At 72.4% G+C, this 20772-nt stretch carries 18 protein-coding genes; 10 read left to right on the forward strand and 8 right to left on the reverse strand.

Annotation, left to right across the window (positions count from 1 at the left end):
• Nucleotides 1-118 precede the first annotated feature (118 nt).
• Nucleotides 119-2470, reverse strand: a complete 2352-nt coding sequence (locus WN71_RS12030) for an immune inhibitor A domain-containing protein (protein ID WP_046584058.1) — start codon at nt 2468-2470, stop codon at nt 119-121.
• 494 nt (nt 2471-2964) lie between these two features.
• On the opposite strand from WN71_RS12030, the gene WN71_RS12035 reads away from it, so the two are divergent.
• Nucleotides 2965-3297: a hypothetical protein gene (locus WN71_RS12035; protein ID WP_046584057.1), complete on the forward strand. Its 333-nt coding sequence runs from the start codon at nt 2965-2967 to the stop codon at nt 3295-3297.
• A gap of 139 nt (nt 3298-3436) precedes the next feature.
• Here WN71_RS12035 and WN71_RS39720 read toward each other — a convergent pair whose 3' ends face one another.
• A complete protein-coding gene (locus WN71_RS39720; RefSeq protein WP_079177811.1) occupies nt 3437-4204 on the reverse strand; it encodes an RDD family protein in 768 nt (255 codons plus the stop codon).
• A gap of 337 nt (nt 4205-4541) precedes the next feature.
• Nucleotides 4542-6062, reverse strand: coding sequence for an RDD family protein (locus WN71_RS12045; RefSeq protein WP_046584055.1), 1521 nt, complete (start codon nt 6060-6062; stop codon nt 4542-4544).
• Between the two features lie 232 nt (nt 6063-6294).
• On the opposite strand from WN71_RS12045, the gene WN71_RS12050 reads away from it, so the two are divergent.
• Nucleotides 6295-6816 carry an SsgA family sporulation/cell division regulator gene (locus tag WN71_RS12050; RefSeq protein ID WP_046584054.1) on the forward strand — a complete coding sequence of 174 codons (522 nt, stop codon included), beginning with the start codon at nt 6295-6297 and terminating at the stop codon, nt 6814-6816.
• Nucleotides 6817-6882: 66 nt separating this feature from the next.
• Here the strand turns inward: WN71_RS12050 and WN71_RS12055 are convergent, their stop codons facing one another.
• The gene (locus WN71_RS12055; protein WP_046584053.1) at nt 6883-8289 is read right to left on the reverse strand and encodes an FAD-binding oxidoreductase; all 1407 of its coding nucleotides are present in this window, start codon (nt 8287-8289) and stop codon (nt 6883-6885) included.
• A gap of 92 nt (nt 8290-8381) precedes the next feature.
• Here WN71_RS12055 and WN71_RS12060 point away from each other — a divergent pair, with 92 nt between their 5' ends.
• A complete protein-coding gene (locus WN71_RS12060; protein WP_107469633.1) occupies nt 8382-10067 on the forward strand; it encodes a tetratricopeptide repeat protein in 1686 nt (561 codons plus the stop codon).
• 282 nt (nt 10068-10349) lie between these two features.
• Here WN71_RS12060 and hppD read toward each other — a convergent pair whose 3' ends face one another.
• Nucleotides 10350-11498 (reverse strand): 4-hydroxyphenylpyruvate dioxygenase, encoded by a 1149-nt coding sequence (gene hppD, locus WN71_RS12065; protein WP_046584051.1) that lies wholly within the window; start codon nt 11496-11498, stop codon nt 10350-10352.
• 122 nt (nt 11499-11620) lie between these two features.
• Here hppD and WN71_RS12070 point away from each other — a divergent pair, with 122 nt between their 5' ends.
• The 7 genes from WN71_RS12070 (at nt 11621) to WN71_RS12100 (ending at nt 16945) form a co-directional block, all read left to right on the forward strand.
• On the forward strand, nt 11621-12097 hold the full coding sequence (locus WN71_RS12070; protein WP_071369825.1) for an Lrp/AsnC family transcriptional regulator: 477 nt from the start codon (nt 11621-11623) through the stop codon (nt 12095-12097).
• Between the two features lie 25 nt (nt 12098-12122).
• Complete coding sequence (locus WN71_RS12075; protein ID WP_046584050.1) at nt 12123-12770, forward strand: ABC transporter permease; 648 nt, start codon at nt 12123-12125, stop codon at nt 12768-12770.
• On the forward strand, nt 12763-14073 hold the full coding sequence (locus WN71_RS12080; RefSeq protein ID WP_079177812.1) for a betaine/proline/choline family ABC transporter ATP-binding protein: 1311 nt from the start codon (nt 12763-12765) through the stop codon (nt 14071-14073). Before WN71_RS12075 ends, WN71_RS12080 begins: the two co-directional genes overlap by 8 nt.
• Complete coding sequence (locus WN71_RS12085; RefSeq protein WP_079177813.1) at nt 14070-14936, forward strand: ABC transporter permease; 867 nt, start codon at nt 14070-14072, stop codon at nt 14934-14936. The genes WN71_RS12080 and WN71_RS12085 overlap by 4 nt, the downstream gene beginning before the upstream one ends.
• A 194-nt stretch (nt 14937-15130) precedes the next feature.
• Entirely contained in the window at nt 15131-16012 is an 882-nt protein-coding gene (locus tag WN71_RS12090) for a glycine betaine ABC transporter substrate-binding protein (protein WP_079177816.1), read from the forward strand.
• 127 nt (nt 16013-16139) lie between these two features.
• Nucleotides 16140-16757 carry a winged helix-turn-helix domain-containing protein gene (locus tag WN71_RS12095; RefSeq protein WP_046584049.1) on the forward strand — a complete coding sequence of 206 codons (618 nt, stop codon included), beginning with the start codon at nt 16140-16142 and terminating at the stop codon, nt 16755-16757.
• Nucleotides 16754-16945 carry a hypothetical protein gene (locus tag WN71_RS12100; protein WP_046584048.1) on the forward strand — a complete coding sequence of 64 codons (192 nt, stop codon included), beginning with the start codon at nt 16754-16756 and terminating at the stop codon, nt 16943-16945. The genes WN71_RS12095 and WN71_RS12100 overlap by 4 nt, the downstream gene beginning before the upstream one ends.
• Nucleotides 16946-17032: 87 nt before the next feature.
• On the opposite strand, the gene WN71_RS12105 is transcribed toward WN71_RS12100, so the two are convergent.
• From WN71_RS12105 to WN71_RS12115, 3 genes are all read right to left on the reverse strand, one after another.
• Nucleotides 17033-17824: a S16 family serine protease gene (locus WN71_RS12105; protein WP_046584047.1), complete on the reverse strand. Its 792-nt coding sequence runs from the start codon at nt 17822-17824 to the stop codon at nt 17033-17035.
• Between the two features lie 162 nt (nt 17825-17986).
• Entirely contained in the window at nt 17987-18628 is a 642-nt protein-coding gene (locus WN71_RS12110) for an IclR family transcriptional regulator (RefSeq protein ID WP_046584046.1), read from the reverse strand.
• 297 nt (nt 18629-18925) lie between these two features.
• Nucleotides 18926-20725, reverse strand: coding sequence for a DEAD/DEAH box helicase (locus tag WN71_RS12115; protein ID WP_046584045.1), 1800 nt, complete (start codon nt 20723-20725; stop codon nt 18926-18928).
• Nucleotides 20726-20772: the final 47 nt, after the last annotated feature.

A 20772-nucleotide genomic window follows, 5' to 3' on the forward strand; every position in this document is an offset into this window, starting at 1 on the left:
GTCACACCCCCGTGGACGTCGGTGTCAATAAGTCGGTCACAGGACGCACCTAAACACGATCGGCGGCGACCCGCCAGGGGGTCACCGCCGATACGCTTCTGACCTGCGAAGATGCCTGCTACTTCACCGCGGGCCCGACCTTGAGCTCGATCGTGGAGCCGTCGCCGGCCTCCTTGACGATCTTTATCGTGGTGTTCGTGTCAGTGACCTTGACACCGTCGGCCGGGGTCGCCGGGTCGTAGTACGTGTTCGCGTGGTCGTCGAAGACCGACACACCCTTCAGCGACGGGATGCGGGTGGCGACGTCCGCCTTGTGCAGCGTGATGCCGTCCGTGCGCTCCAGGGTGAACGTGGAGTCGTACGCCTGGATGCGGCCGCGCATGATCGTCCCGTCGGACCACTTCAGCGGCGTCGGGTGCGCGTCGATCGGCAGGATCTGGCCGACGCCCGGGTGGTCGCCGGTGTTGTTGTCCACCTGGGAGGTGTCCCACTTCCAGATCAACAGGCCGTTCTGGTACGGGTAGTGCTCCACCCAGTCCGGCTTCGAGGCGAAACCGAAGTTGTACGGGCCGACCTTGAGGGTCTTGTCGTACGACACGTACTGACGGTTCTCCGCGATGTAGTACTGCGCGTAGTCCTTGGTGAAGGACGCGCCGATGCGGCTGAACCCGTCGGCGGTCCAGGCGGGATCGGCGCTCTCGGCGTCGTCGGAGAAGACGGTGGCGCCGTCGGCGGTCAGCTTGATCTCGTCGGCCGCGAAGCCCGTCAGGGCGACGCCGCCGTCCGTCTGGTAGCGGAAGCGCAGCTGGAACTTCTGGCCCGCGTAGGCGTCCAGGGGGTACGACAGCTGCTGGTAGCCGTCGACGGTGCCGGTCAGCGCGGGGGTGCCGCTGGCGTCCCGCGGGATCGCCTGGCCGCCCACCGTGCCGTCCAGCGCCTTCCAGTTGGCGCCGCCGTCGGTCGACACCTCGGCGTAGAGGTAGTCGTAGTCGGCCTCGATGTCGTAGTAGCCGTCGAGGCTCAGCGTGGCCGAGGACTTGCCCGTCAGGTCGACCGAGCGGGTCAGGGTGTTCTTGAGGTCGTTGCCGCTGCCGCTCCACCACTGCGTCGAGCCCTGGGCCGGGGTGACGACGTCGGTGGTGACCGCCTTCTGGGGCAGCGAGACCACCAGGGCCTGCTTGTCCCACGTGTTGTACTCGGCGACGCCCAGCTTGGTGGTGGACTGCTTGCCGGCCTTGGCCGTGTCGTAGTTGAGCCAGCCCAGCTGGAGCTTGTCCCAGGCGTTGAGGTCGCCGGGCAGGTCGCCGATGGCCTCCTTGCCGGTGCCGAGCCAGGAGCCCGAGGACATCAGGGTCCAGAAACCGGTCGAGTTCTCGCCGCCGTTGGTGTCGTACTCGTCCGGCAGGCCGAGGTCGTGGCCGTACTCGTGGGCGTAGACGCCGAGTCCGCCGTTCTCCGGCTGGATGGTGTAGTCGCCGACCCAGATGCCGGTGTCGCCGATCTGGGTGCCGCCGAGCTTGTTGGCGTCCGGGCCGGTGGCGCCGGCGTCGGTGCCGAAGGCGTACCAGCGGTGCGCCCAGATCGCGTCCGCGCCCTGGGCGCCGCCGCCCGCGGACTCGTCCTCACCGGCGTGCACGATCTGGAAGTGGTCGATGTAGCCGTCCGGCTCGTTGAAGTTGCCGTCGCCGTCGTAGTCGTAGCGGTCCCACTGGTCGTACTGGGCCAGCTCCGTCTTGATCTCGGCGGCGGTGTCGCCGGCCGCCTCGCGGTCGGCGACCCAGGCGTTGACGCCGTCCTGGACCGCGTACCAGGCGCCGGTGGAGGCCTTGTTGGAGCCGTAACGGGCCTCGTTGTAGGGGACCTTGACCCAGTCCGTGACCTCGCCGTCGACCGAGTAGCGGCCCGAGGACTGCGTCTCGTAGTACTTCTTCAGCGACTCGGTGTTCTTGCCGGTGCCGAAGTACAGGTCCTGGAAGTGCTGCTGGTTGTAGTCCGCCTGCCAGGCCGTGCTGTTGTCCGTCTTGCGGTCGGGCGCGGCTATCTGGTTGTGCAGCGGGCCGGCGGTGCCGCCGTAGCGGCTGTCGACCTGGTCGCCGAACTCCACCAGGATCGTGAAGATCTTGTCGGTCTTCTCCCGGCCGAGCTCGACGTACTTGCTGTCGCCCTTCTTGCCCTTGAGCTGGACGACCTGCGAGCCGTTGCGGTCGGTGACCTTGGCCTTGCCGGATATGACCTGGTTGAGGGCCTCCTGGCGCTGGGCGTCCTGCGTCTTGCTCAGGGGCCCGTCGAGGTCGTGGTCCCGCTGTACGGCGGTCGGGTCGTGCCGGTCCACGGCGGCGGAGCCGGCCGTCGTGGCGGTCGTGGCCGTCGTGGCCGCTTCCGCGACGGCGAAGGTCGAGAACGTGGCGGATGCCGCCGCGAGCGCCACACCGATCGCGGCGACTCTGAACGTCCAGGGTCTAGTGGTCACTTGATGTCCTCCCCAGACGCGTCCGGGCGCACGGAAAGGGGGGCCTGAAGTCGAGAGAGGTCCGCGCGCGGTTGACGCGTGTTAGTCAAGTGCCGTTATTTGACTAGAGGTTTACGTGGAAAGACAAGACCTTGACTTGTACCTATCAAGTGCACTATGCGGATCGGTGGTTCGCTTTACGGACGCGTGTCCGGGGCGTGGCAGGCGTATGTACCACCCGTCCGGCGCGCCGGTGCCCCGCACGCGCGCCGCACGCGCGCCGCTCGGTGCGCGCCGGAGGCTCGCTCAACGGGCGCGCGTTCCCGTCCACTTGCTGGACTGCATGAACCCGTGCGCCCCCTGTGCACCGGTACCGTGGGTTAGGTCACGCTTACCGGTCGTTCCCCTCGGGCATGGACGCGAATAGAGTCGAATGGTGGAACGCCCGGAAGTCGGCGGAAAGCCAGGCCGGTTACCCGTCTCACCCCCGAGAATCTTCCGAGGACACGATTGCCATGCCTCGTCCGACCGCTGCACAGCTCGCCTACGGTTCCTGCACGGTGATCCTCTCGACGCTCGCCATGCTGCTGCTGTCACAGACGTCGTCCGGCGTGGGGATCGCGGTCATCGCGCTCGCGGCGCTGGGTCTGGGACTGCTGGTGGCCATGACGGTGCCGCAACCCAAGTCCCGCGGCCTGGTGGCCCGTACGAACATTCCCGAGGCGGTGCCGGAGCGGGTGTCCGCGCTGCGGGAGTCCACGCTGCGGGAGCCCGCCCTTCTGGAGCCCGCGCTCCGGGAGTCCGTGGCTGCCACGCCCGAGGCGGTTCGGGAGCCTTCGGCCTCCTGAGCGCGCGTTGCCGAGTGCGGGCTCGTCGTGGCCTGTCGCGCAGTTCCCCGCGCCCCTGAGGTGGGCATGTCCCTCAAGGTGGGCATGTCCCCCACCCCGCACAGCAGCGGCCGCCCGGTTCCGGGCGGCCGTTCGTGCGTCAACCGAGGCTGACCACCACCGTCTTGGCCGCCTTGTCGTGCAGGCCCTGCTTGTAGGGCCGGTCGAAGAAGCTCCAGCCGCCCGCGATCGCCGTCCAGACACAGGCGCAGCAGAAGGCGAACGGGATCCACAGCACCGCCGCGCGGGCCAGGGACGTCTGGACCGAGGGCGTGGAGCCGTTGTCCAGGTTGGCCACCCGCATCCCCAGCCACTTCTTGCCCAGGGTCTGACCCGTCCTGCTGATCAGCACGGTGTCGTAGGCGATGTACAGGACGGCCGCGATGATCTCCTCGGCGAACGACTTGCCGAACTGCATCCGGTCCGCGTTCACCGTGTACGCAGCGACGCCGAAGCCCCAGGACAGCAGCGCCACCACGATCCCGACGAGGATCATGTCGATGATCCGGGCGAGGGTGCGCTTGCCGCTGTCGGCGAGGGGCGGCATACCGGCGAGGGGGTCGGCGGGGTAGCCGCCGGCGCCGTGCGGGGGCGGCTGGCCGCCGGGCGGCTGGCCGCCGGGGGGTGGCGGGCCGCCGTAGGGCGGGGGCTGCTCGCCCCCGTACGGCGGCTGCGGGCCGCCTGGGGGCTGTTGCCCGCCGGGGGGCGGCTGCGGGCCACCAGGGGGCTGCTGCCCGCCGGGGGGCGGCTGCTGAGCGCCGTACGGCGTGTCGTAGGGCGAGCCCGACCCCTGACCGGACGGGGGCTGCTTCCTCAGCGGGTCGTCTTCCGGCGGCTCGCCGGAGCCCGGGGGCGGTTCGGTGCTCATGGCCCGAGTGGAACCCGAAGATCGACGCGGCGCATCCGGCGAGCGGCCGTAAGGGGTACGGGGGCGGCTGGCGCCGCGGCTTTGGCGGTGGGACCGGGGGCGGGGGCGGAGCGCCGTCCCCGGGCCCCGGCCGGTGGGGGTTGATCGCGCAGTTCCCCGCGCCCCTGAGGGGGTGGGCCCTGAGGCGGGTGTCACGCTGAGGGACGCGCCTCCCCCTGAGGGGGTGGGCCCTGGGGCGGGTGTCACGCTGAGGGGCGCGCCTCCCCCTGAGGGGGTGGACCCTGGGGGGTGGCCTGGGGACTGTGGTCTGACGGGGTGTGGTCCGAGGGGGTGTCGGTCAGCGGGCTACGAAGGTGTGGGCTGCCTTGTCGTGCCAGCACTGGTGCCAGGGGCGGTCGAAGAGGCACCACGCCACGCCGAGCAGGCCGATGCCCAGCAGGCCCGGCACGACGTAGACCAGCCAGCGGCGCAGGGACGCGCCGAAGGTCGGCGGCTCGTGGCCCTCGATGTCCTGCACCTGCACGCCGCACAGCTTCTTGCCGACCGTACGGCCCCACCTGGCGGTGGGCAGCACCTCGTAGAGCACACCGAAGACGAGCAGCACGCCGAGGACGATCCCGAGGTACGCCGAGGTCGTGCCGTCGAGGAGCCAGACCGTGACGGTCCGTCCGGAGAGCTTCGCCGCGTCGATCTTGGCCTGGACGTGGTCCACCGCGCGGCCGGCGAGCGGTACCGCGGCCGCCGCGGTGACGGCGGCCAGCACCACGCTGTCCACCAGACGGGCGGCCAGCCGGCGGCCGAGCCCCGCGGGACGGGCCGCCGCCTGACGCCGGGCGGCCGCCTGGAAGGGGTCGTCCACCGGAGGCTTCCACGGTGTGACGGGCTGGTCGTCGTCCGCGCCCGCGAGCCGGTGCACCTGCTGCGCCCAGGAGGACTGGCCGCCGCCCGGCCCGCCGGTCATCGGCGCCGGGCTGCCGGGACCGGCGGTCTGCTGCGGCACCTGGGGCGCGGCGGGCTCCGGAGCGGCCGGGTTCGGCGGCAGCGGATGGGCCCGCAGACCCGGCCGCCCTGCCTGCCCGGCGGGCCCCGGCGACGGGTCCTGGGCCGGGACCTGAGGCTGCGGCGCGGGCCGGTCGGATGCCGGGTAGGGCGCCTGCTGGGACGGGAACGAGGCCTGCGCCTGGGCGGCTTGGGCCGGACCCGCCTGGACCGGACCGGGCTGGACCGGACCGGGCTGCGCCTGGGCGGCTTGGGCCGGACCCGCAGGACCCGCAGGACCCGCCGGAGACTGCGGCTGGGCGTGGAGCTGCGCGCCCTGGGGGTGCGCCTGCGGCGCGGGCACCTGGGGCGCCTGGCCCTGGCCCGCCTGGGCCTTGGCGGCCGCGCGGGCCGCCGCGGCCTTGCCCGCGGCGAAGCCGGGCGTGCCCGCCGCGGGAGCGCCGGCCGCGCCCTGCGCGCCCGGCCCGTGCGCCCCCTGCGCCGCGTCGTCGTCGGCGGGATCGGCGGCGGGCTGCGCACCCCAGGAGATCCGGCGGTCGTGGTCGCCGAAGCCGGACTGCCGGGCGCTGTCGGCGCCCCAGGCGGACGCCGGCTCGGGCCGGTTGCCGTACTGGTCGTCGCCGCCCGGACCCGGCGGGTCCTCGTCGAAGAAGTGCGGGCCCGTCTCCTCGACCTGCGCGGGCGCCGGCCGGGAACCCGCGGGCGGGACGAGCGGCCGGCCGTCCTGGGGCGCGGGCCGGCTGGTGCCGGGCACCCACGCGGCGCCGTTCCAGTAGCGGACGTAACCGGGGATGGACGGGTCCGGGTAGTAGCCCTCGCGGGGTCTGTCGTCACCGGGGGCCGGGGTTGGGGCGCTCATGTCCGTCGTCCCGTATCTGCTCGGAGGTCGTCTGGGGGGCTCCACATCTATCAGACGCGGGCCCTGGCCACCGCAAGTCCCGCCGGACCCACCCCTTTCCGGGCAAGGGCGTGCACCCCTTCACCCGATCCGGAAGAAAAGTTCGCCGAACCCGCGTAATGCCGCCGCCCGGATCCGCTCTCCCTGCGTGCGGGACCGTCCCGGCCCGCGTGAGGGAGGAAGGGCACACATCATGCAGCAGACAGTCGTCGTGGAGCGCGAGGTGGAGCTCCGGCTCGTCCTGTCGCCCGAACGCAGCATCCCCGTCCCCGCCAGGCTGGCCTACCGCGGTGACGACCCGTACGCCGTCCACATCGCCTTCCACATCCGCGCCGAGCACCCGGTGCGCTGGACGTTCGCGCGCGAGCTGCTCGTCGAGGGTGTGTTCCGGCCGTGCGGCTACGGCGATGTCCGGGTCTGGCCGGCCAAGGCGGACGGCCGCTGCGTGGTGCTGCTGGCGCTCAGTTCCCCGGACGGCGACGCCCTGCTGGAGGCGCCGTCCGCGCAGCTGTCGGCCTGGCTGGAACGGACCCTCGTGGCCGTACCGCCGGGGACGGAGAGCGACCGGCTCGCCCTGGACGACGCCCTGGCCGGGCTGCTCGACCCCGCCGCCCCCGGGCGTCCGGCGCCCCGCGAGCGGGCGGCCCGGCCGCGCCCGCAGGACGTGTGGCTGCGTGAGGCGCGGCCGTCGGACGAGTGCCCGGAAGGTGAGTGAGGGGTTACGGCGGGCCGCCGCGGCCGGTCTCCGGCCCCGGCGCCGGAGCCTGCCCCGGTTCAGAACTCAGAGCACCTTGCCCGGGTTCAGGATGTCGAGCGGGTCGAAGACCTGCTTGATCCGTCGCTGCATCTCCAGGCCCACCGGGCCGATCTCGCGCGCCAGCCAGTCCTTCTTCAGCACGCCCACCCCGTGCTCGCCGGTGATCGTGCCGCCGAGTTCCAGGCCGAGCGCCATGATCTCGTCGAAGGACTCGCGGGCCCGCCGCGACTCGTCGGGGTCCTGCGCGTCGAAGCAGACCGTGGGATGCGTGTTGCCGTCCCCCGCGTGCGCGCAGACGCCGATCGTGAGGGCGTACTTCTCGGCGATCCGCTCGACGCCCTCCAGCATGTCGCCGAGCCGGGAGCGGGGCACGCACACGTCGTCGATCATCGTCGTGCCCTTCACCGCCTCCAGCGCGGTGAGCGACAACCGGCGTGCCTGCAACAGGAGTTCGGACTCGGCCACGTCGTCCGCGGGGACCACCTGGGTGGCGCCCGCGGCCTCGCACAGGGCGCCCACGGCGGCGAGGTCGGCGGCCGGGTCCGCGGTGTCGAACGCGGCGAGCAGCAGCGCCTCGGTCGACTCCGGCAGGCCCATGTGCGCGAGGTCGTTGACGGCCTTCACGGTCGTACGGTCCATGAGTTCGAGCAGCGACGGCACATGGCCGCCCTCCATGATCCGGCAGACGGCGGCGCAGGCGGCGGACGCGGAGGGGAACTCCGCCGCCAGCACCAGCTGCCGCGGCGGCTTGGGCCTGAGCGCGAGCACGGCCCGTACGACCACGCCGAGCGAGCCCTCGGAGCCGACGAAGAGCCGGGTGAGGTCGTATCCGGCGACGCCCTTCGCGGTACGGCGGCCGGTGGTCATCAGCCGCCCGTCGGCGAGGACGACGTCCAGGCCGAGCACGTACTCGGCCGTGACGCCGTACTTCACGCAGCACAGCCCGCCGGACGCGGTGCCGATGTTGCCGCCGATCGTGCACGTCTCCCAGCTGGAGGGGTCCGGCGGGTAGCACAGGCCGTGCTCCTCCACGGCGCGGGAGAGCACGGCGTTGACGACCCCCGGCTCGACCACGGCGATGCGGTCGACCGGGTTGATCTCCAGGATGCGGTCCATCCTGGTCAGCGACAGCACGATGCAGCCGTCGGAGGCGTTGGCGGCGCCGGACAGGCCCGTGCGGGCGCCCTGCGGGACGACCGGGACGCGCAGTTCGGTGGCGGTGCGCAGGACGTGCTGGACCTGTTCGACGGTGCGCGGCAGGACCACCACGGCGGGGGTGCCCGAGGGGCAGAAGCTGGCCATGTCGTTGGCGTAGGAGGCCGTGACGTCGGGGTCGGTGAGGACCGCCGCCGCGGGCAGGCCGCTCAGCAGACGGTCGACGAGGTTGCCCGTCACCTCGTCGCGGGGGGCTTCGATACGGCTCATGATCACAGCGTCGCACCCGGGGCCATCGGTGTGAACCCCGCCCACGGCGGCCGTAGCCTGCCCGGGTGCGGTCGCCCCGCTGGCGCACAGTGTCCGCCATGGACATCCAGGAGCAGCCGGTGGCGCCGGAGCGGCTGGAGAAGCCGGACGGACAGGCAGCGCGCGGGTCCCAGGGAGCACCCGCGCCGGACGGACAGGCAGCGCGCGGGTCCGAGGGAGCACCCGCGCCGGACGGACAGGCAGCGCGCGGGTCCGAGGGAGCACCCGCGCCGGACGGACAGGGAGCGCGGGGGTCCGAGGGAGCACCCGCGCCGGAGGGATCGCGCGGGTCCGGGCGAGCGCCCGCGCCGGACGACGCGCCCGCGCCCGGGCGGCCGGTGCGGCGCCCGGCGCTGCGCCGGGTGCTGCTCGGCTCCGCCGCGGCCGCCGCGGGCTGCGGGGTGCTCGGCGGGCTGATGCTGTGGCTGCTGCCGCCGCGGGAGCGTCCGGCCCGGCCCCCCGCGCCCGCCCCCGGCGCGCAGGCGCTGACCGCGGTGACCGACGGGCTGCCCGCCGCGCTGCCCGGCCTGAAGGCGCTGATCGCCCTCCGGGAGGCCCGGGTGCGCGCCCATCCGGCGGACGCCCGCTCGTGGGCGGTGCTCGGCGCGGCCTACGTCGAGCGCGGGCGCCGTACCTCCGAGGCCGGGGCGTACTTCCCGAAGGCCGAGAACGCGCTGCGGGCCTCCCTGCGGGCCCGGCCGCGGGGCAACGCCGACGCGCTGGACGGTCTCGCGGCACTGGCGAACGCGCGCCGGGACTTCCGCTCGGCCCGGTCGTACGCCGAGGCGGCCGCGCGGCTGGCGCCCAAGCGCTGGACGACGTATCCGCTGCTGATCGACGCGTGCGACGGACTCGGCGACCGCAAGGCGGTCGCCCGGTATCTGGGCACGCTGACCGGGCTGCACTCCGGGCCCGCCGTGCAGGCGTGGACCGCCGCGGTCTACCGGGACCGCGGGCAGCGCGAGGACGCCGCGGCCGCCCTGTACGACGCCGCGGCGGGCACGGACTCGGCGGCCGAGCGGGCCGCGTACCTGGAGCAGGCCGGGGATCTCGCGCTGGAGCGCGGCGACCGCGCGAACGCGCTGCGGCACTTCGACGCGGCCCTGCGCGCCGACCCGGACCTTCGGGCCGCGCAGGCCGGCCGGGCGCGCGCGCTGGCCGCGCTGGGCCGTTCGACCGAGGCGGTGAACGCCTACCAGGCGGCCCTCGCGGGGCAGCCGACGCCGCAGTACGCCCTGGAGCTTGGCGAGTTGTACGAGTCGCTGGGACGGACCACGCAGGCCCGGGCGGAGTACGACGCGCTGCGCGTGCGGGTGCGGCAGGACGCGGCGGCGGGCATCGACGACGCGCTCGTGCTGGGGCGGTTCGCCGCCGACCACGGCGATCCGAACGAGGCCGTACGGCTGCTGCGGGAGGAGTGGCGGCGTCAGCCGGGCGTCGAGGTGGCGGACGCGCTGGGGTGGGCGCTGCACCGGGCCGGCGACGACGGGCAGGCGCGCGGCTTCGCGGTGATCGCGACGGACAAGGAGCACGCGGGCGGGGTGCGCAGCGCGCTGTTCGCCTACCACCGGGGCCTGATCGAGAAGGCGTCCGGGCAGGACGCCGTGGCGCGGCGGTTCCTCCAGGAGGCGCTGCGCATCGATCCGTGGTTCTCGCCGTTGCGGGTGCCGGCGGCACGGGCCGCGCTGGCGCAGCTCGGCGAGCCGCCGGCGGTGGGGGTCCCGGAGGACGACGGCTCCTCCTGACGGCCTCCCCCACAGCGACGGAGTCGCCCTCCGGGCACCCCGGCATTCATTCACCTGCGGGCCGGTGGGGGCTGGTCGCGCAGTTCCCCGCGCCCCTTTTTGGGGCGCATCGATGGCCGTGCCCCGAAAGGGGCGCGGGGAACTGCGCGCCCGACCCCCACCGGCCCGCGGACGAAAACGAACACCAACCCGACCCTGAAGGGGCGCGGGGAACCGCGCGACCGGCCCCCGCAGGCCCTCACGCGCCGGTGATCCTCAAGGAGGCCCCGAACCCCCGGAGGGCTACAGGTTGCCGCGGCGCTCCTGCTCGCGCTCGATCGCCTCGAACAGGGCCTTGAAGTTGCCCTTGCCGAAGCCCATGGAGCCGTGCCGCTCGATGATCTCGAAGAAGACCGTCGGGCGGTCCTGGACCGGCTTGGTGAAGATCTGCAGCAGGTAGCCGTCCTCGTCGCGGTCGGCGAGGATCTTCAGCTCGCGCAGGGTGTCGACGGGGACGCGGGTGTCGCCGACCCACTCGCCGAGGGTGTCGTAGTACGAGTCCGGGGTGTCGAGGAACTGCACACCGGCCGCGCGCATGGTGCGCACCGTGCGCACGATGTCGTTGGTGTTCAGCGCGATGTGCTGGACGCCGGCGCCGCCGTAGAACTCCAGGTACTCGTCGATCTGCGACTTCTTCTTCGCGACGGCGGGCTCGTTGATCGGGAACTTGACCTTGAGCGTGCCGTCGGCGACGACCTTCGACATCAGGGCGCTGTACTCGGTCGCGATGTCGTCGCCCACGAACTCCTTCATGTTCGTGAAGCCCATGACCTTGTTGTAGAAGCCGACCCACTCGTTCATGCGGCCGAGCTCGACGTTGCCGACGCAGTGGTCGACGGCCTGGAAGGTGCGCTGGGCGGGCGGCTCGACGATCGGCTTCGCGGCGACGTAGCCGGGCAGGTAGGGGCCGTCGTAGCCGGAGCGGTCGACCAGGGTGTGGCGGGTCTCGCCGTAGGTGGCGATCGCGGCGAGCACGACGGTGCCGTGCTCGTCCTTCAGCTCGTACGGCTCGGCGACCGAGGTGGCGCCGTGCTCGATCGCGTAGGCGTACGCGGCGCGCGCGTCCGGGACCTCGATGGCGAGGTCGACGACGCCGTCGCCGTGCTCGGCCACGTGCCGGGCGAGGAAGTGGCCCCAGTCGGTGGCGGCCTTGACGACCGAGGTGAACACGAACCGGGCGGAGCCGTTCTCGAGGACGTAACTCGCGGTCTCGCGGCTGCCGTTCTCCGGGCCGGAGTACGCGACCAGTGTCATGCCGAAGGCGGTGGAGTAGTAGTGCGCGGCCTGCTTGGCGTTGCCCACGGCGAAGACGACCGCGTCCATGCCCTTGACCGGGAAGGGGTCCGCCTCCCGGGCGGTCGTGGCGGGAGTGTGGTGAGTGGTCTGCGTCATGACGGCAGGGTGGCTCCGGCCTGCAAGGTGCGCAATAGTTTGCGTATTCACTGGTCAATGTGTGCAGCCGTACGGCCGAACGCCGGACCTTTCTGTACAGGATGACCACCCCGGGAGGCGGCGTGGCGATCGATCAGCTGGACGGGCGCATCATCGTGCTGCTCGCGCGGGAGCCCCGGATCGGCGTGCTGGAGATGTCGCGGCGGCTGGGGGTGGCGCGCGGCACCGTGCAGGCGCGGCTCGACCGGCTTCAGTCGAACGGAGTCATCCGCGGATTCGGTCCCCAGGTCGATCCGGCGGCCCTCGGCTATCCCGTCACGGCCTTCGCCACGCTCCAGATCCGGCAGGGGCAAGGGCCGGACGTCCGGGCGCACTTGGCGACCGTGCCGGAGGTGCTCGAACTGCACACCACCACCGGCAGCGGGGACATGCTGTGCCGCCTCGTGGCCCGGTCCAACGCCGATCTCCAGCGGGTCATCGACCGCGTCGTCGGTTTTGATGGGATCGTCCGGGCCGCCACCGCGATCGTGATGGAGAACCCCGTTCCACTGCGGGTCATCCCGCTCGTGGAGCAGGCCGCGGGAGGGGAACCGGCGTAGCCGACACGAGGTGAGGTGAGCGCGGATGAGCTTCTGGGAGTACGTGCGCACCACGCACCAGCAGCTGCTCACCGACGCCTACCAGCACGCCAGCGTGGTGTTCCAGTGCATGGTGGTGGCGACCGCGCTGGGCGTGCTGATCGGGGTGACCACCTATCGCAGTGCCTGGGCGGGCAATGTCGCGACGACGGCCGGCTCGATGCTGCTGACCATCCCCTCGCTCGCGATGATCGGTCTGCTGATCCCGCTGGTGGGGCTCGGCGTGCCGCCCACCGTGATCGCGCTGACGCTGTACGGGCTGCTGCCGGTGGTGCGCAACGCGATCGTCGGGCTGCGCGGGGTCGACCCGGCACTGACCGAGGCCGCCCGCGGCATCGGGATGTCCCGGCTCGCCCGGCTGCTGCGCGTCGAGCTGCCGCTGGCCTGGCCGCCGATCCTGACCGGCATCCGGGTCTCCACGCAGATGCTGATGGGCATCGCGGCCATCGCGGCGTACGCCTCCGGGCCGGGGCTCGGCAACGAGATCTTCCGCGGCATCGCCTCCCTGGGCAGCGCCAACGCGCTCAACCAGGTGCTGGCGGGCACCGTCGGGATCATCATCCTCGCCCTGCTGTTCGACGCGGCGTACGTGCTGATCGGACGGCTGACCATCTCCAGGGGGATCCGTGCCTGACGCCCCGCCCGCCTCCCCTCCCCCGGCCGCGTCCCCCGGCGACGGCGACGGTTCCGCGGCGGGGCGACGATCCGACAGCCACGGCGCCACGATCGAGCTGGAGGCGCTCACCAAGCGCTACCCGGGCAGCGGCGCCCCGGCCGTGGACAACGTGAACATGGAGATCAGGGCGGGCGAGACGGTCATCTTCGTGGGGCCCTCGGGGTGCGGGAAGTCGACCACCCTGAAGATGATCAACCGGCTGATCGAGCCGTCGGGCGGGCGCATCCGCATCGGCGGCGAGGACGTCACCGACATCGACCCGGTGCGGCTGCGCCGCAAGGTCGGCTACGCGATCCAGTCCTCGGGCCTGTTCCCGCACATGACGGTCGCCCAGAACATCGGGCTCGTGCCGCGGATGACGGGCTGGCGCAAGACGCGGATCAAGGAGCGGGTCGAGGAGATGCTCGACCTCGTCGGCCTGGACCCGGGCGAGTTCCTCGGCCGCTATCCGCGCCAGCTCTCCGGCGGGCAGCAGCAGCGCGTCGGGGTGGCGCGGGCGCTGGCCGCCGATCCGCCCGTGCTGCTGATGGACGAGCCGTTCGGCGCGGTCGACCCGATCACCCGCGACCATCTCCAGGACGAGCTGATCCGGCTCCAGCAGGAGCTGCACAAGACGATCGTCTTCGTCACCCACGACTTCGACGAGGCGATCAAGCTCGGCGACCGGATCGCGGTGCTGCGCGAGCGCTCGCACATCGCGCAGTTCGACACCCCGGAGGCGATCCTCACCAACCCGGCGGACGACTTCGTGTCCGGGTTCGTCGGCGCCGGGGCCGCGCTGAAGCGGCTCAATCTCAGCCGGGTCCGGGACGTGGAGATCACCGACATCCCGACGGTCACGGTCGACACCCCGCTCCAGCAGATCTTCAACAGCCTGCGGGCCAGCGGGACCAGCGAGATCCTGCTGCTCGACCGCAACCACCGCCCCTACAAGTGGCTGCGGCGCGGCGACCTGATGCGGGCCAAGGGCTCGCTCGCCCGCGCGGGCACGCTGGTGACGGACACGGTGACCCGGGACGCGACCCTGCGGGACGCCCTGGAGGCGGTGCTCACCGACAGCTCGGGGCGCGCCGCGGTGACCGGGCGGCGCGGCGAGTACATCGGCGTCGTCGACATGGAGACGCTGATGAACTCCGTGCACGAACTGCTGGAGGAGGACCGCCTGGAGGCGCTGGAGCACCAGCACGACCTGGAGACGACCCGGTCCGCGCAGACCCACGCCGAGCAGGAGGGCGGCGACGCGGGAGGGCGGAAGGCGTGACCTCCGACGACGGTGTCCTGCTCACGGACGAGGACGACGAGGGCGGCGGCCCGCCGGACGGGGCGCCCGGCGGCGGGCCGTCCGGCGCGGCGGGCGGGAACGGGCCGGCGGCCGGCCGGGCCGCCCGCCGGATCACCTGGCAGCAGCTGACCCTCCTGCCCGCCTTCCTGGTGCTCCTGCTGCTGGGGACCTGGCTGTGGTACCGGCAGGCCGACCTCGACGCGATCTCGCGCAACGCGCTGTCCGGCGGGCAGGTGTCGCAGGCGCTGTGGGAGCAGATCGAACTCGTCGCGATCTCCACGTTCTTCGTGCTGATCATCGCGATCCCGCTCGGCATCCTGCTCACCCGGGCGCCGCTGCGCCGGGCCACCCCGTTCGCGATGGCCCTCGCCAACATGGGCCAGGCGACGCCCGCGATCGGCCTGCTGGCGCTGCTGGTGATCTGGCTCGGCACCGGGAAGACGCCGGCGCTGATCGGCATCGTCGCCTACGCCGTGCTGCCGGTGCTGTCCAACACGATCGCGGGGCTGCGGGCCAACGACCCGACGGTCCTGGAGGCGGCCCGCGGCATCGGCATGTCCCCGCTGGGCGTCCTCGGCCGGGTCGAACTCCCGCTGGCCGTACCGCTGATCCTCGCGGGCGTGCGGACGGCCCTGGTGCTCAACGTCGGTACGGCGACGCTCGCGACCTTCGGCGGGGGCGGCGGGCTCGGCGTGCTGATCACCACGGGCATCACCAACCAGCGGATGCCGGTCCTGGTGCTCGGCTCGATCCTCACGGTGGCGCTCGCGCTGCTGGTGGACTGGCTGGCCTCGCTCGCCGAAGTCCTGCTGCGGCCGCGGGGGCTGGAGGCGGGGGCGTGAGGCGGGAGCGGTCCGCGGCGGCGGTCGTACGGGCGGTGCGCGGGCGGTCGGCGGTGGCGGTCGTACGGGGGCTGCGCGGGCCGTCCGCGGCGGCGGTCGTACGAGGGCTGCGCGGGCGGTCGGCGGTGGCGGGGGTGGCGCTGTCGCTGGCGGGTGCGGCGCTCGCCGGCTGCGGGCTGCACAGCGGCTCCCCGATGGTCGACGACGTCTCCCCCGGCTCGATCGGCAAGGGCACGCCGCTGAAGGGCGCCCATCTCACCGTGACGTCGAAGTCGTTCACCGAGAACCTCATCCTCGGCGCGATGATCGGCATCGCCTTCCAGGCGGCGGGCGCGGACGTGCTGGACCGCACCGGCATCCAGGGTTCCATCGGCTCGCGCGAGGCGGTCAAGAACGGCGACGCGGACGCGATGTACGAGTACACGGGCACCGCGTGGATCACCTACCTCGGCCACAGCAAGCCGATCACCGACCCGCAGGCCCAGTGGCAGGCCGTGCACGACGCCGACCTGAAGAACGGGCTGACCTGGCTGCCGCCGTCGCGGCTCGACAACACCTACGCGCTCGCGATGAACCAGGCCAACTACCGCAAGTACCACACCAGGACCCTGTCGGACGTGGCCGCGCTCGCCGCGAAGGACCCCGGCGCGGTGACGCTGTGCGTGGAGAGCGAGTTCGCCAACCGCACCGACGGGCTGCCCGGCATGGAGCAGGCGTACGGGATGGACATCCCCGCGAAGAACATCACGCAGATGGACACCGGGATCATCTACACCCAGGTGCAGAAGGGGAGTTGCACCTACGGCGAGGTGTTCACCACCGACGGGCGCATCAAGTCGATGAACCTGGTCGTGATGGACGACGACAAGCATTTCTTCCCCAACTACAACGCCGCGCCGGTGATCAACTCCAAGGCGCTGAAGAAGTGGCCGGCCATCACCGCCCTGCTCGACCCGATCACCGCGAAGCTCGACAACACGGTGGCGCAGACGCTGAACGCGAAGGTCGACGTCGACGGCGAGGACCCGCACCAGGTGGCCCTGAAGTGGATGAAGGAGCAGGGCTTCGTGCGGTGACGACCCCGGTGGCGAATCCGGCGGCGAACCCGGCGGCGACCCCCTTGCGACGCAAGGGAGTTGATGCCAAGAAGTCGATGCAAAGAACTGCTTGCAAAGGAGTCTTTGCATCGCTACCTTGGCAGTCATGCAGGAGCACGAAGAACGCGAAGAAGGCGAAGAGCGCAGGGAGCGCCGACTCGACGCCCGTTCGCTGCGCGGCCTGGCCCATCCGCTGCGGATGCAGCTGCTGGACGCACTGCGGCACGGCGGCCCGGCCACCGCCTCCCGACTGGCCGCCCGGCTGGGCGAGTCCAGCGGGGCGACCAGCTACCACCTGCGCCAGCTCGCCGCGCACGGGTTCGTCGAGGACGCGCCCGGTCAGGGCAAGGGGCGCGAGCGCTGGTGGCGGGCCGTGGACCAGGGGATCGTCTTCGACACCGCGGAGTTCGCCGACGCGGGGCCCGAGGTCCGGGGCATGGCCGAGGTGTTCCTGCACGAGATCGCGAACACCCACTCCCGCGAGCTCGCGACCTGGCTCGGCAGCCGGGAGCGCTGGACGGAGGGCTGGACCAACGCCTCCGACATGAGCGACATGACGCTGCGGCTCACACCCGAGCTGGCGCACGAGCTGATCGTCAAGATGCACGACCTGGTCGACGAGTACCGCGACCGGGTGTCCGCCGAGGACACCCCCGGCTCGGAGCAAGTGCGCGTCCACACCCATCTGTTCCCCATCGAGACGGACCGAGAGGCAACACGATGAACACGTTCGACACCACCGCCCGGCTGGCCGCGCTCCACCACGCCGACCTGCACGCCGAGGCCGCCGCGTACCGCCTGGCCGCCGAGACCAAGGCCCCCGGCGAGATCCGCCGACGGGTCGGCTGGACCCTCGTCGAGATCGGCCTGCGCATGGCGGCCACCCAGCGGCCGACCACGGCACTGGCCTGAGACGACCCGCCCCGGACCGGCCCGCCGGGCAGGCGGGAGTCGCCGGACGGACGGAAGTGCCGGCGGACGGACATTGCCGGCCGCGCCCTAGCAGCTCGGTACGGAGCCCTTGCCCTTCTCCAGGGAGACCAGCGCGTCGACCGCGCCCTTCAGGGTGGTCACCGGCACCAGGCGCAGCCCCTTGGGGAGTTCCGCCTTCGCGTCGCCGCACTCGGCCTTCGGCACCAGGAAGACGGTCGCCCCGTCCCGCCGGGCGGCCTGCGTCTTGAGGGACACCCCGCCGACCGCGCCGACCGTCCCGTCCTCGGCGATGGTCCCGGTGCCGGCGATGTTCCGGCCGCCCGTGAGGTCGCCGCCGCTGCCGTCGCCGTCCAGCTTGTCGATGATCCCCAGGGTGAACAGCAGCCCCGCGCTCGGACCGCCCACGTCGGCCAGCTTCAGCGTGACCTTCACGTCCTTCGAGCTCTTCCCCAGGTACTTCAGGGCGGCCTCGGTCGCCGCGTCCTGGGACTGCTTCATCTGCTCGGTGTTGTGCGCCTCGATCTCCTTGACGGTGTCGCCGCTCGGGTAGACCGAGTCGCGCGGCAGGACCGCCTGGTCGGTGCGGAACCAGCCGTCGAGCACGTCGCCGAGGGACACGTCCTGGTCCGGGCCGGTCGCCTCGATCGTCGTCATCCGCAGCTGCCCGGTCGTCGTACGGGTCGGGGCGCCGGAGATCGTGATCACCTGCGTGCCCTTGTACGCGCCGAGCACATTGGCCGTCAGACCGGGCTGCGCCACCGAGAACGGCAGGGGCGCGAACGCGGCCGTGGCGAGCAGGGCCACGACGGGCAGGGCGCAGACGGCGACGGCCTGGGGGCGCGTGAGGCGTGAGAGCACGGGATCAATCTAACGGGCGCGCCTGAGCGGCGGGCTCGGCGGCCTCCGCCTGCGGGTCGGTGGGGGCTGGTCGCGCAGTTCCCCGCGCCCCTGAAGGGGCGCGGGGAATTGTGCGAAAGGGCCCCACTCGGCCGCAGACGACGACCTACCCGGTCAGTGGAGTCAGCGGAGCGCTTCCGCCACCTCCCGGGCCGCGTCCACCACCCGGGGTCCCACCCGTTCCGGCACCGCGTCGGCCAGCATCACCACGCCCACGCTGCCCTCGACCCCGGTGACCCCGAGCAGCGGGGCGGCGGCGCCGCTGGCGCCCGCCTCCAGCTCGCCATGGGTCAGGGTGTAGCCGGGGTCGGTCATCGGGCGGCGGCGGGCGGAGAGGATCGCCCGTCCCGCGGCACCCCGGTCCAGCGGGTGGCGGAACCCGGCGCGGTAGGCGACGTGGTAGTCCGTCCAGGTCGGCTCGACGACGGCGACGGCCAGTGCCTCCGAGCCGTCGACCAGGGTGAGATGGGCGGTGGCCCCTATGTCCTCGGCGAGCGAGCGCAGCGCCGGCAGCGCGGCCTCGCGGACGAGCGGATGCACCTGGCGGCCCAGACGCAGCACCCCCAGACCGACCCGGGCTCGCCCGCCCAGGTCGCGCCGTACGAGTGCATGCTGTTCCAGGGTGGCGAGCAACCGGTACACGACGGTCCGGTTGACGCCCAGTTTGTTGGATAGCTCGGTGACGGTCAGCCCGTGGTCCGTATCGGCCAGCAGTTTGAGGACCTTCAGTCCTCTGTCGAGCGTCTGGGAGGTTTCCGCGGTCACGACGCCCACTCCTTAAGTGGTGAGGTCGGCGGCCCCCTCGCGGCGGATGCGTCACCGAGTCCCGTCAGCGACGCGCTTCAGAGGCCGCCGATGGCAGGACGGCCCGGCTTCGACCGGGCCCAGTCGCTTCACGGCTGCGCTCCGCGGCGGCGCTGCCACGGGGCGTGTGCGTAGCGGGACAGTAGCGAAGCCGGTTCGCTGAGCGGAAGCCTCCGTCCAGAATCCGGTCAACGCCGCGCGGCGACTCCGGCCATTCGTCCCGTTACGTCCGCAGAACTCGTGCCATGCCCGGCGTGATCACCGCATCCGGGTGGCCCACTCCTGCACCTTCGCGATGCGCTGCCGCAGCTGCCCGGCCGTGGCCTCGGCGCTGGGCGGGCCGCCGCAGACCCGGCGCAGCTCGGTGTGGATCACGCCGTGCGGCTTGCCGCTCTGGTGGACGTAGGCGCTGACCATCGTGTTGAGCTGCTTGCGCAGCTCCATCATCTCCTTGTGGCTGACCACCGGCCGCCGCTCGGCGGGCAGTTCGAGCAGGTCGGCCTCGCTGTCGGGCTTCTTGCGGCTGTGCGCGATCTGCCGGGCCTGCCGCTTCTGGAGCAGCATCTGCACCTGGTCGGGTTCGAGCAGGCCCGGGATGCCGAGGTAGTCCTGCTCCTCCTCGCTGCCCGGGTGCGCCTGCATGCCGAACTCGGCGCCGTCGTAGAGGACCCGGTCGAAGACGGCCTCGGACTCCAGCGCCTCGAAGGAGAACTGCTCCTGCTCGCCGGTGTCCTCGTCCTGCTCCTTGTTCGCCTCCTCCATCTCCTTCTCGGACTCGGCGTACGGGTCCTCCTCGCCCTCCTTCTTCGGCTTGTCGAGGGCGTGGTCCCGCTCCACCTCCATCTCGTTGGCGAAGGTGAGCAGGTCGGGGATGGTCGGCAGGAACACGGAGGCGGTCTCGCCGCGCCGCCGGGACCGCACGAAGCGGCCGACGGCCTGCGCGAAGAACAGCGGGGTGGAGATGGTGGTGGCGTACACCCCGACCGCGAGGCGGGGCACGTCGACGCCCTCGGACACCATGCGGACGGCGACCATCCACCGGTCGTCGCCGGCGCTGAACTCGTCGATCCGCTTCGAGGCCCCGGTGTCGTCGGAGAGGACGACGGTGGCCTTGCTGCCGGTGATCTCGCGGATCAGCTTGGCGTAGGCACGGGCGGAGTCCTGGTCGGAGGCGATGACGAGGGCGCCGGCGTCCGGGATGCCCTTCCTGACCTCGGTGAGCCGCTGGTCGGCGGCGCGCAGCACGCTCGGCATCCACTCGCCGCGCGGGTCGAGCGCGGTGCGCCAGGCCTGGCTGACGGCGTCCTTGGTCATGGGCTCGCCGAGCCGGGCGGCGATCTCGTCGCCGGCCTTGGTGCGCCAGCGCATGCTGCCGCTGTAGGAGAGGAATATCACCGGGCGCACGACGTGGTCGGCGAGCGCGTTGCCGTACCCGTAGGTGTAGTCGGCGGAGGACCGCCGGATGCCGTCCTGCCCCTCCTCGTACGTCACGAAGGGGATGGGGTTGGTGTCGGAGCGGAAGGGGGTGCCGGTGAGCGCGAGCCGGCGGGTGGCCGGCTCGAACGCCTCCAGGCACGCCTCGCCCCAGGACTTGGAGTCGCCCGCGTGGTGGATCTCGTCGAGGATGACGAGGGTCTTGCGCTGCTCGACGCGGTTGCGGTGCAGCATCGGGCGCACGCCGACACCGGCGTAGGTGACCGCGACACCGTCGTAGTCCTTGCCGAGCGGGCCCGCGCTGTACTCGGGGTCCAGCTTGATCCCTATCCGCGCGGCGGCCTCGGCCCACTGCTTCTTCAGGTGCTCGGTCGGGGCGACGACGGTCACCTGCTGCACGACGTGGTGGTGCAGCAGCCAGGAGGCCAGGGTGAGGGCGAAGGTCGTCTTGCCGGCGCCGGGCGTGGCGACCGCGAGGAAGTCGCGCGGCTGCTCCTGGATGTACCTCTCCATCGCCCCCTGCTGCCAGGCGCGCAGCCTGCTGGCGGTGCCCCAGGGGGCACGGCCGGGGAAGGCCGGGGAGAGGTGGTGCGAGTGCGTCGAGGAAGCGGCGGTGGTAGTCACGGTCTCCGGAGATGGGGGGTCGAATCGGATCGAATCAGGGGCGAATC

The sequence above is a fragment of the Streptomyces mangrovisoli genome, from assembly GCF_000974985.2.
GTDB lineage: Bacteria > Actinomycetota > Actinomycetes > Streptomycetales > Streptomycetaceae > Streptomyces > Streptomyces mangrovisoli.

Bases quoted from the DNA above. Each gene is read 5' to 3' on its own strand.
- WN71_RS12035 (WP_046584057.1), top strand. From the start codon at position 2,965: ATGCCTCGTCCGACCGCTGCACAGCTCGCCTACGGTTCCTGCACGGTG.
- WN71_RS39720 (WP_079177811.1), bottom strand. From the start codon at position 4,204: ATGAGCACCGAACCGCCCCCGGGCTCCGGCGAGCCGCCGGAAGACGAC.
- WN71_RS12045 (WP_046584055.1), bottom strand. From the start codon at position 6,062: ATGAGCGCCCCAACCCCGGCCCCCGGTGACGACAGACCCCGCGAGGGC.
- WN71_RS12050 (WP_046584054.1), top strand. From the start codon at position 6,295: ATGCAGCAGACAGTCGTCGTGGAGCGCGAGGTGGAGCTCCGGCTCGTC.
- WN71_RS12060 (WP_107469633.1), top strand. From the start codon at position 8,382: ATGGACATCCAGGAGCAGCCGGTGGCGCCGGAGCGGCTGGAGAAGCCG.
- hppD (WP_046584051.1), bottom strand. From the start codon at position 11,498: ATGACGCAGACCACTCACCACACTCCCGCCACGACCGCCCGGGAGGCG.
- WN71_RS12075 (WP_046584050.1), top strand. From the start codon at position 12,123: ATGAGCTTCTGGGAGTACGTGCGCACCACGCACCAGCAGCTGCTCACC.
- WN71_RS12090 (WP_079177816.1), top strand. From the start codon at position 15,131: ATGGTCGACGACGTCTCCCCCGGCTCGATCGGCAAGGGCACGCCGCTG.
- WN71_RS12095 (WP_046584049.1), top strand. From the start codon at position 16,140: ATGCAGGAGCACGAAGAACGCGAAGAAGGCGAAGAGCGCAGGGAGCGC.
- WN71_RS12100 (WP_046584048.1), top strand. From the start codon at position 16,754: ATGAACACGTTCGACACCACCGCCCGGCTGGCCGCGCTCCACCACGCC.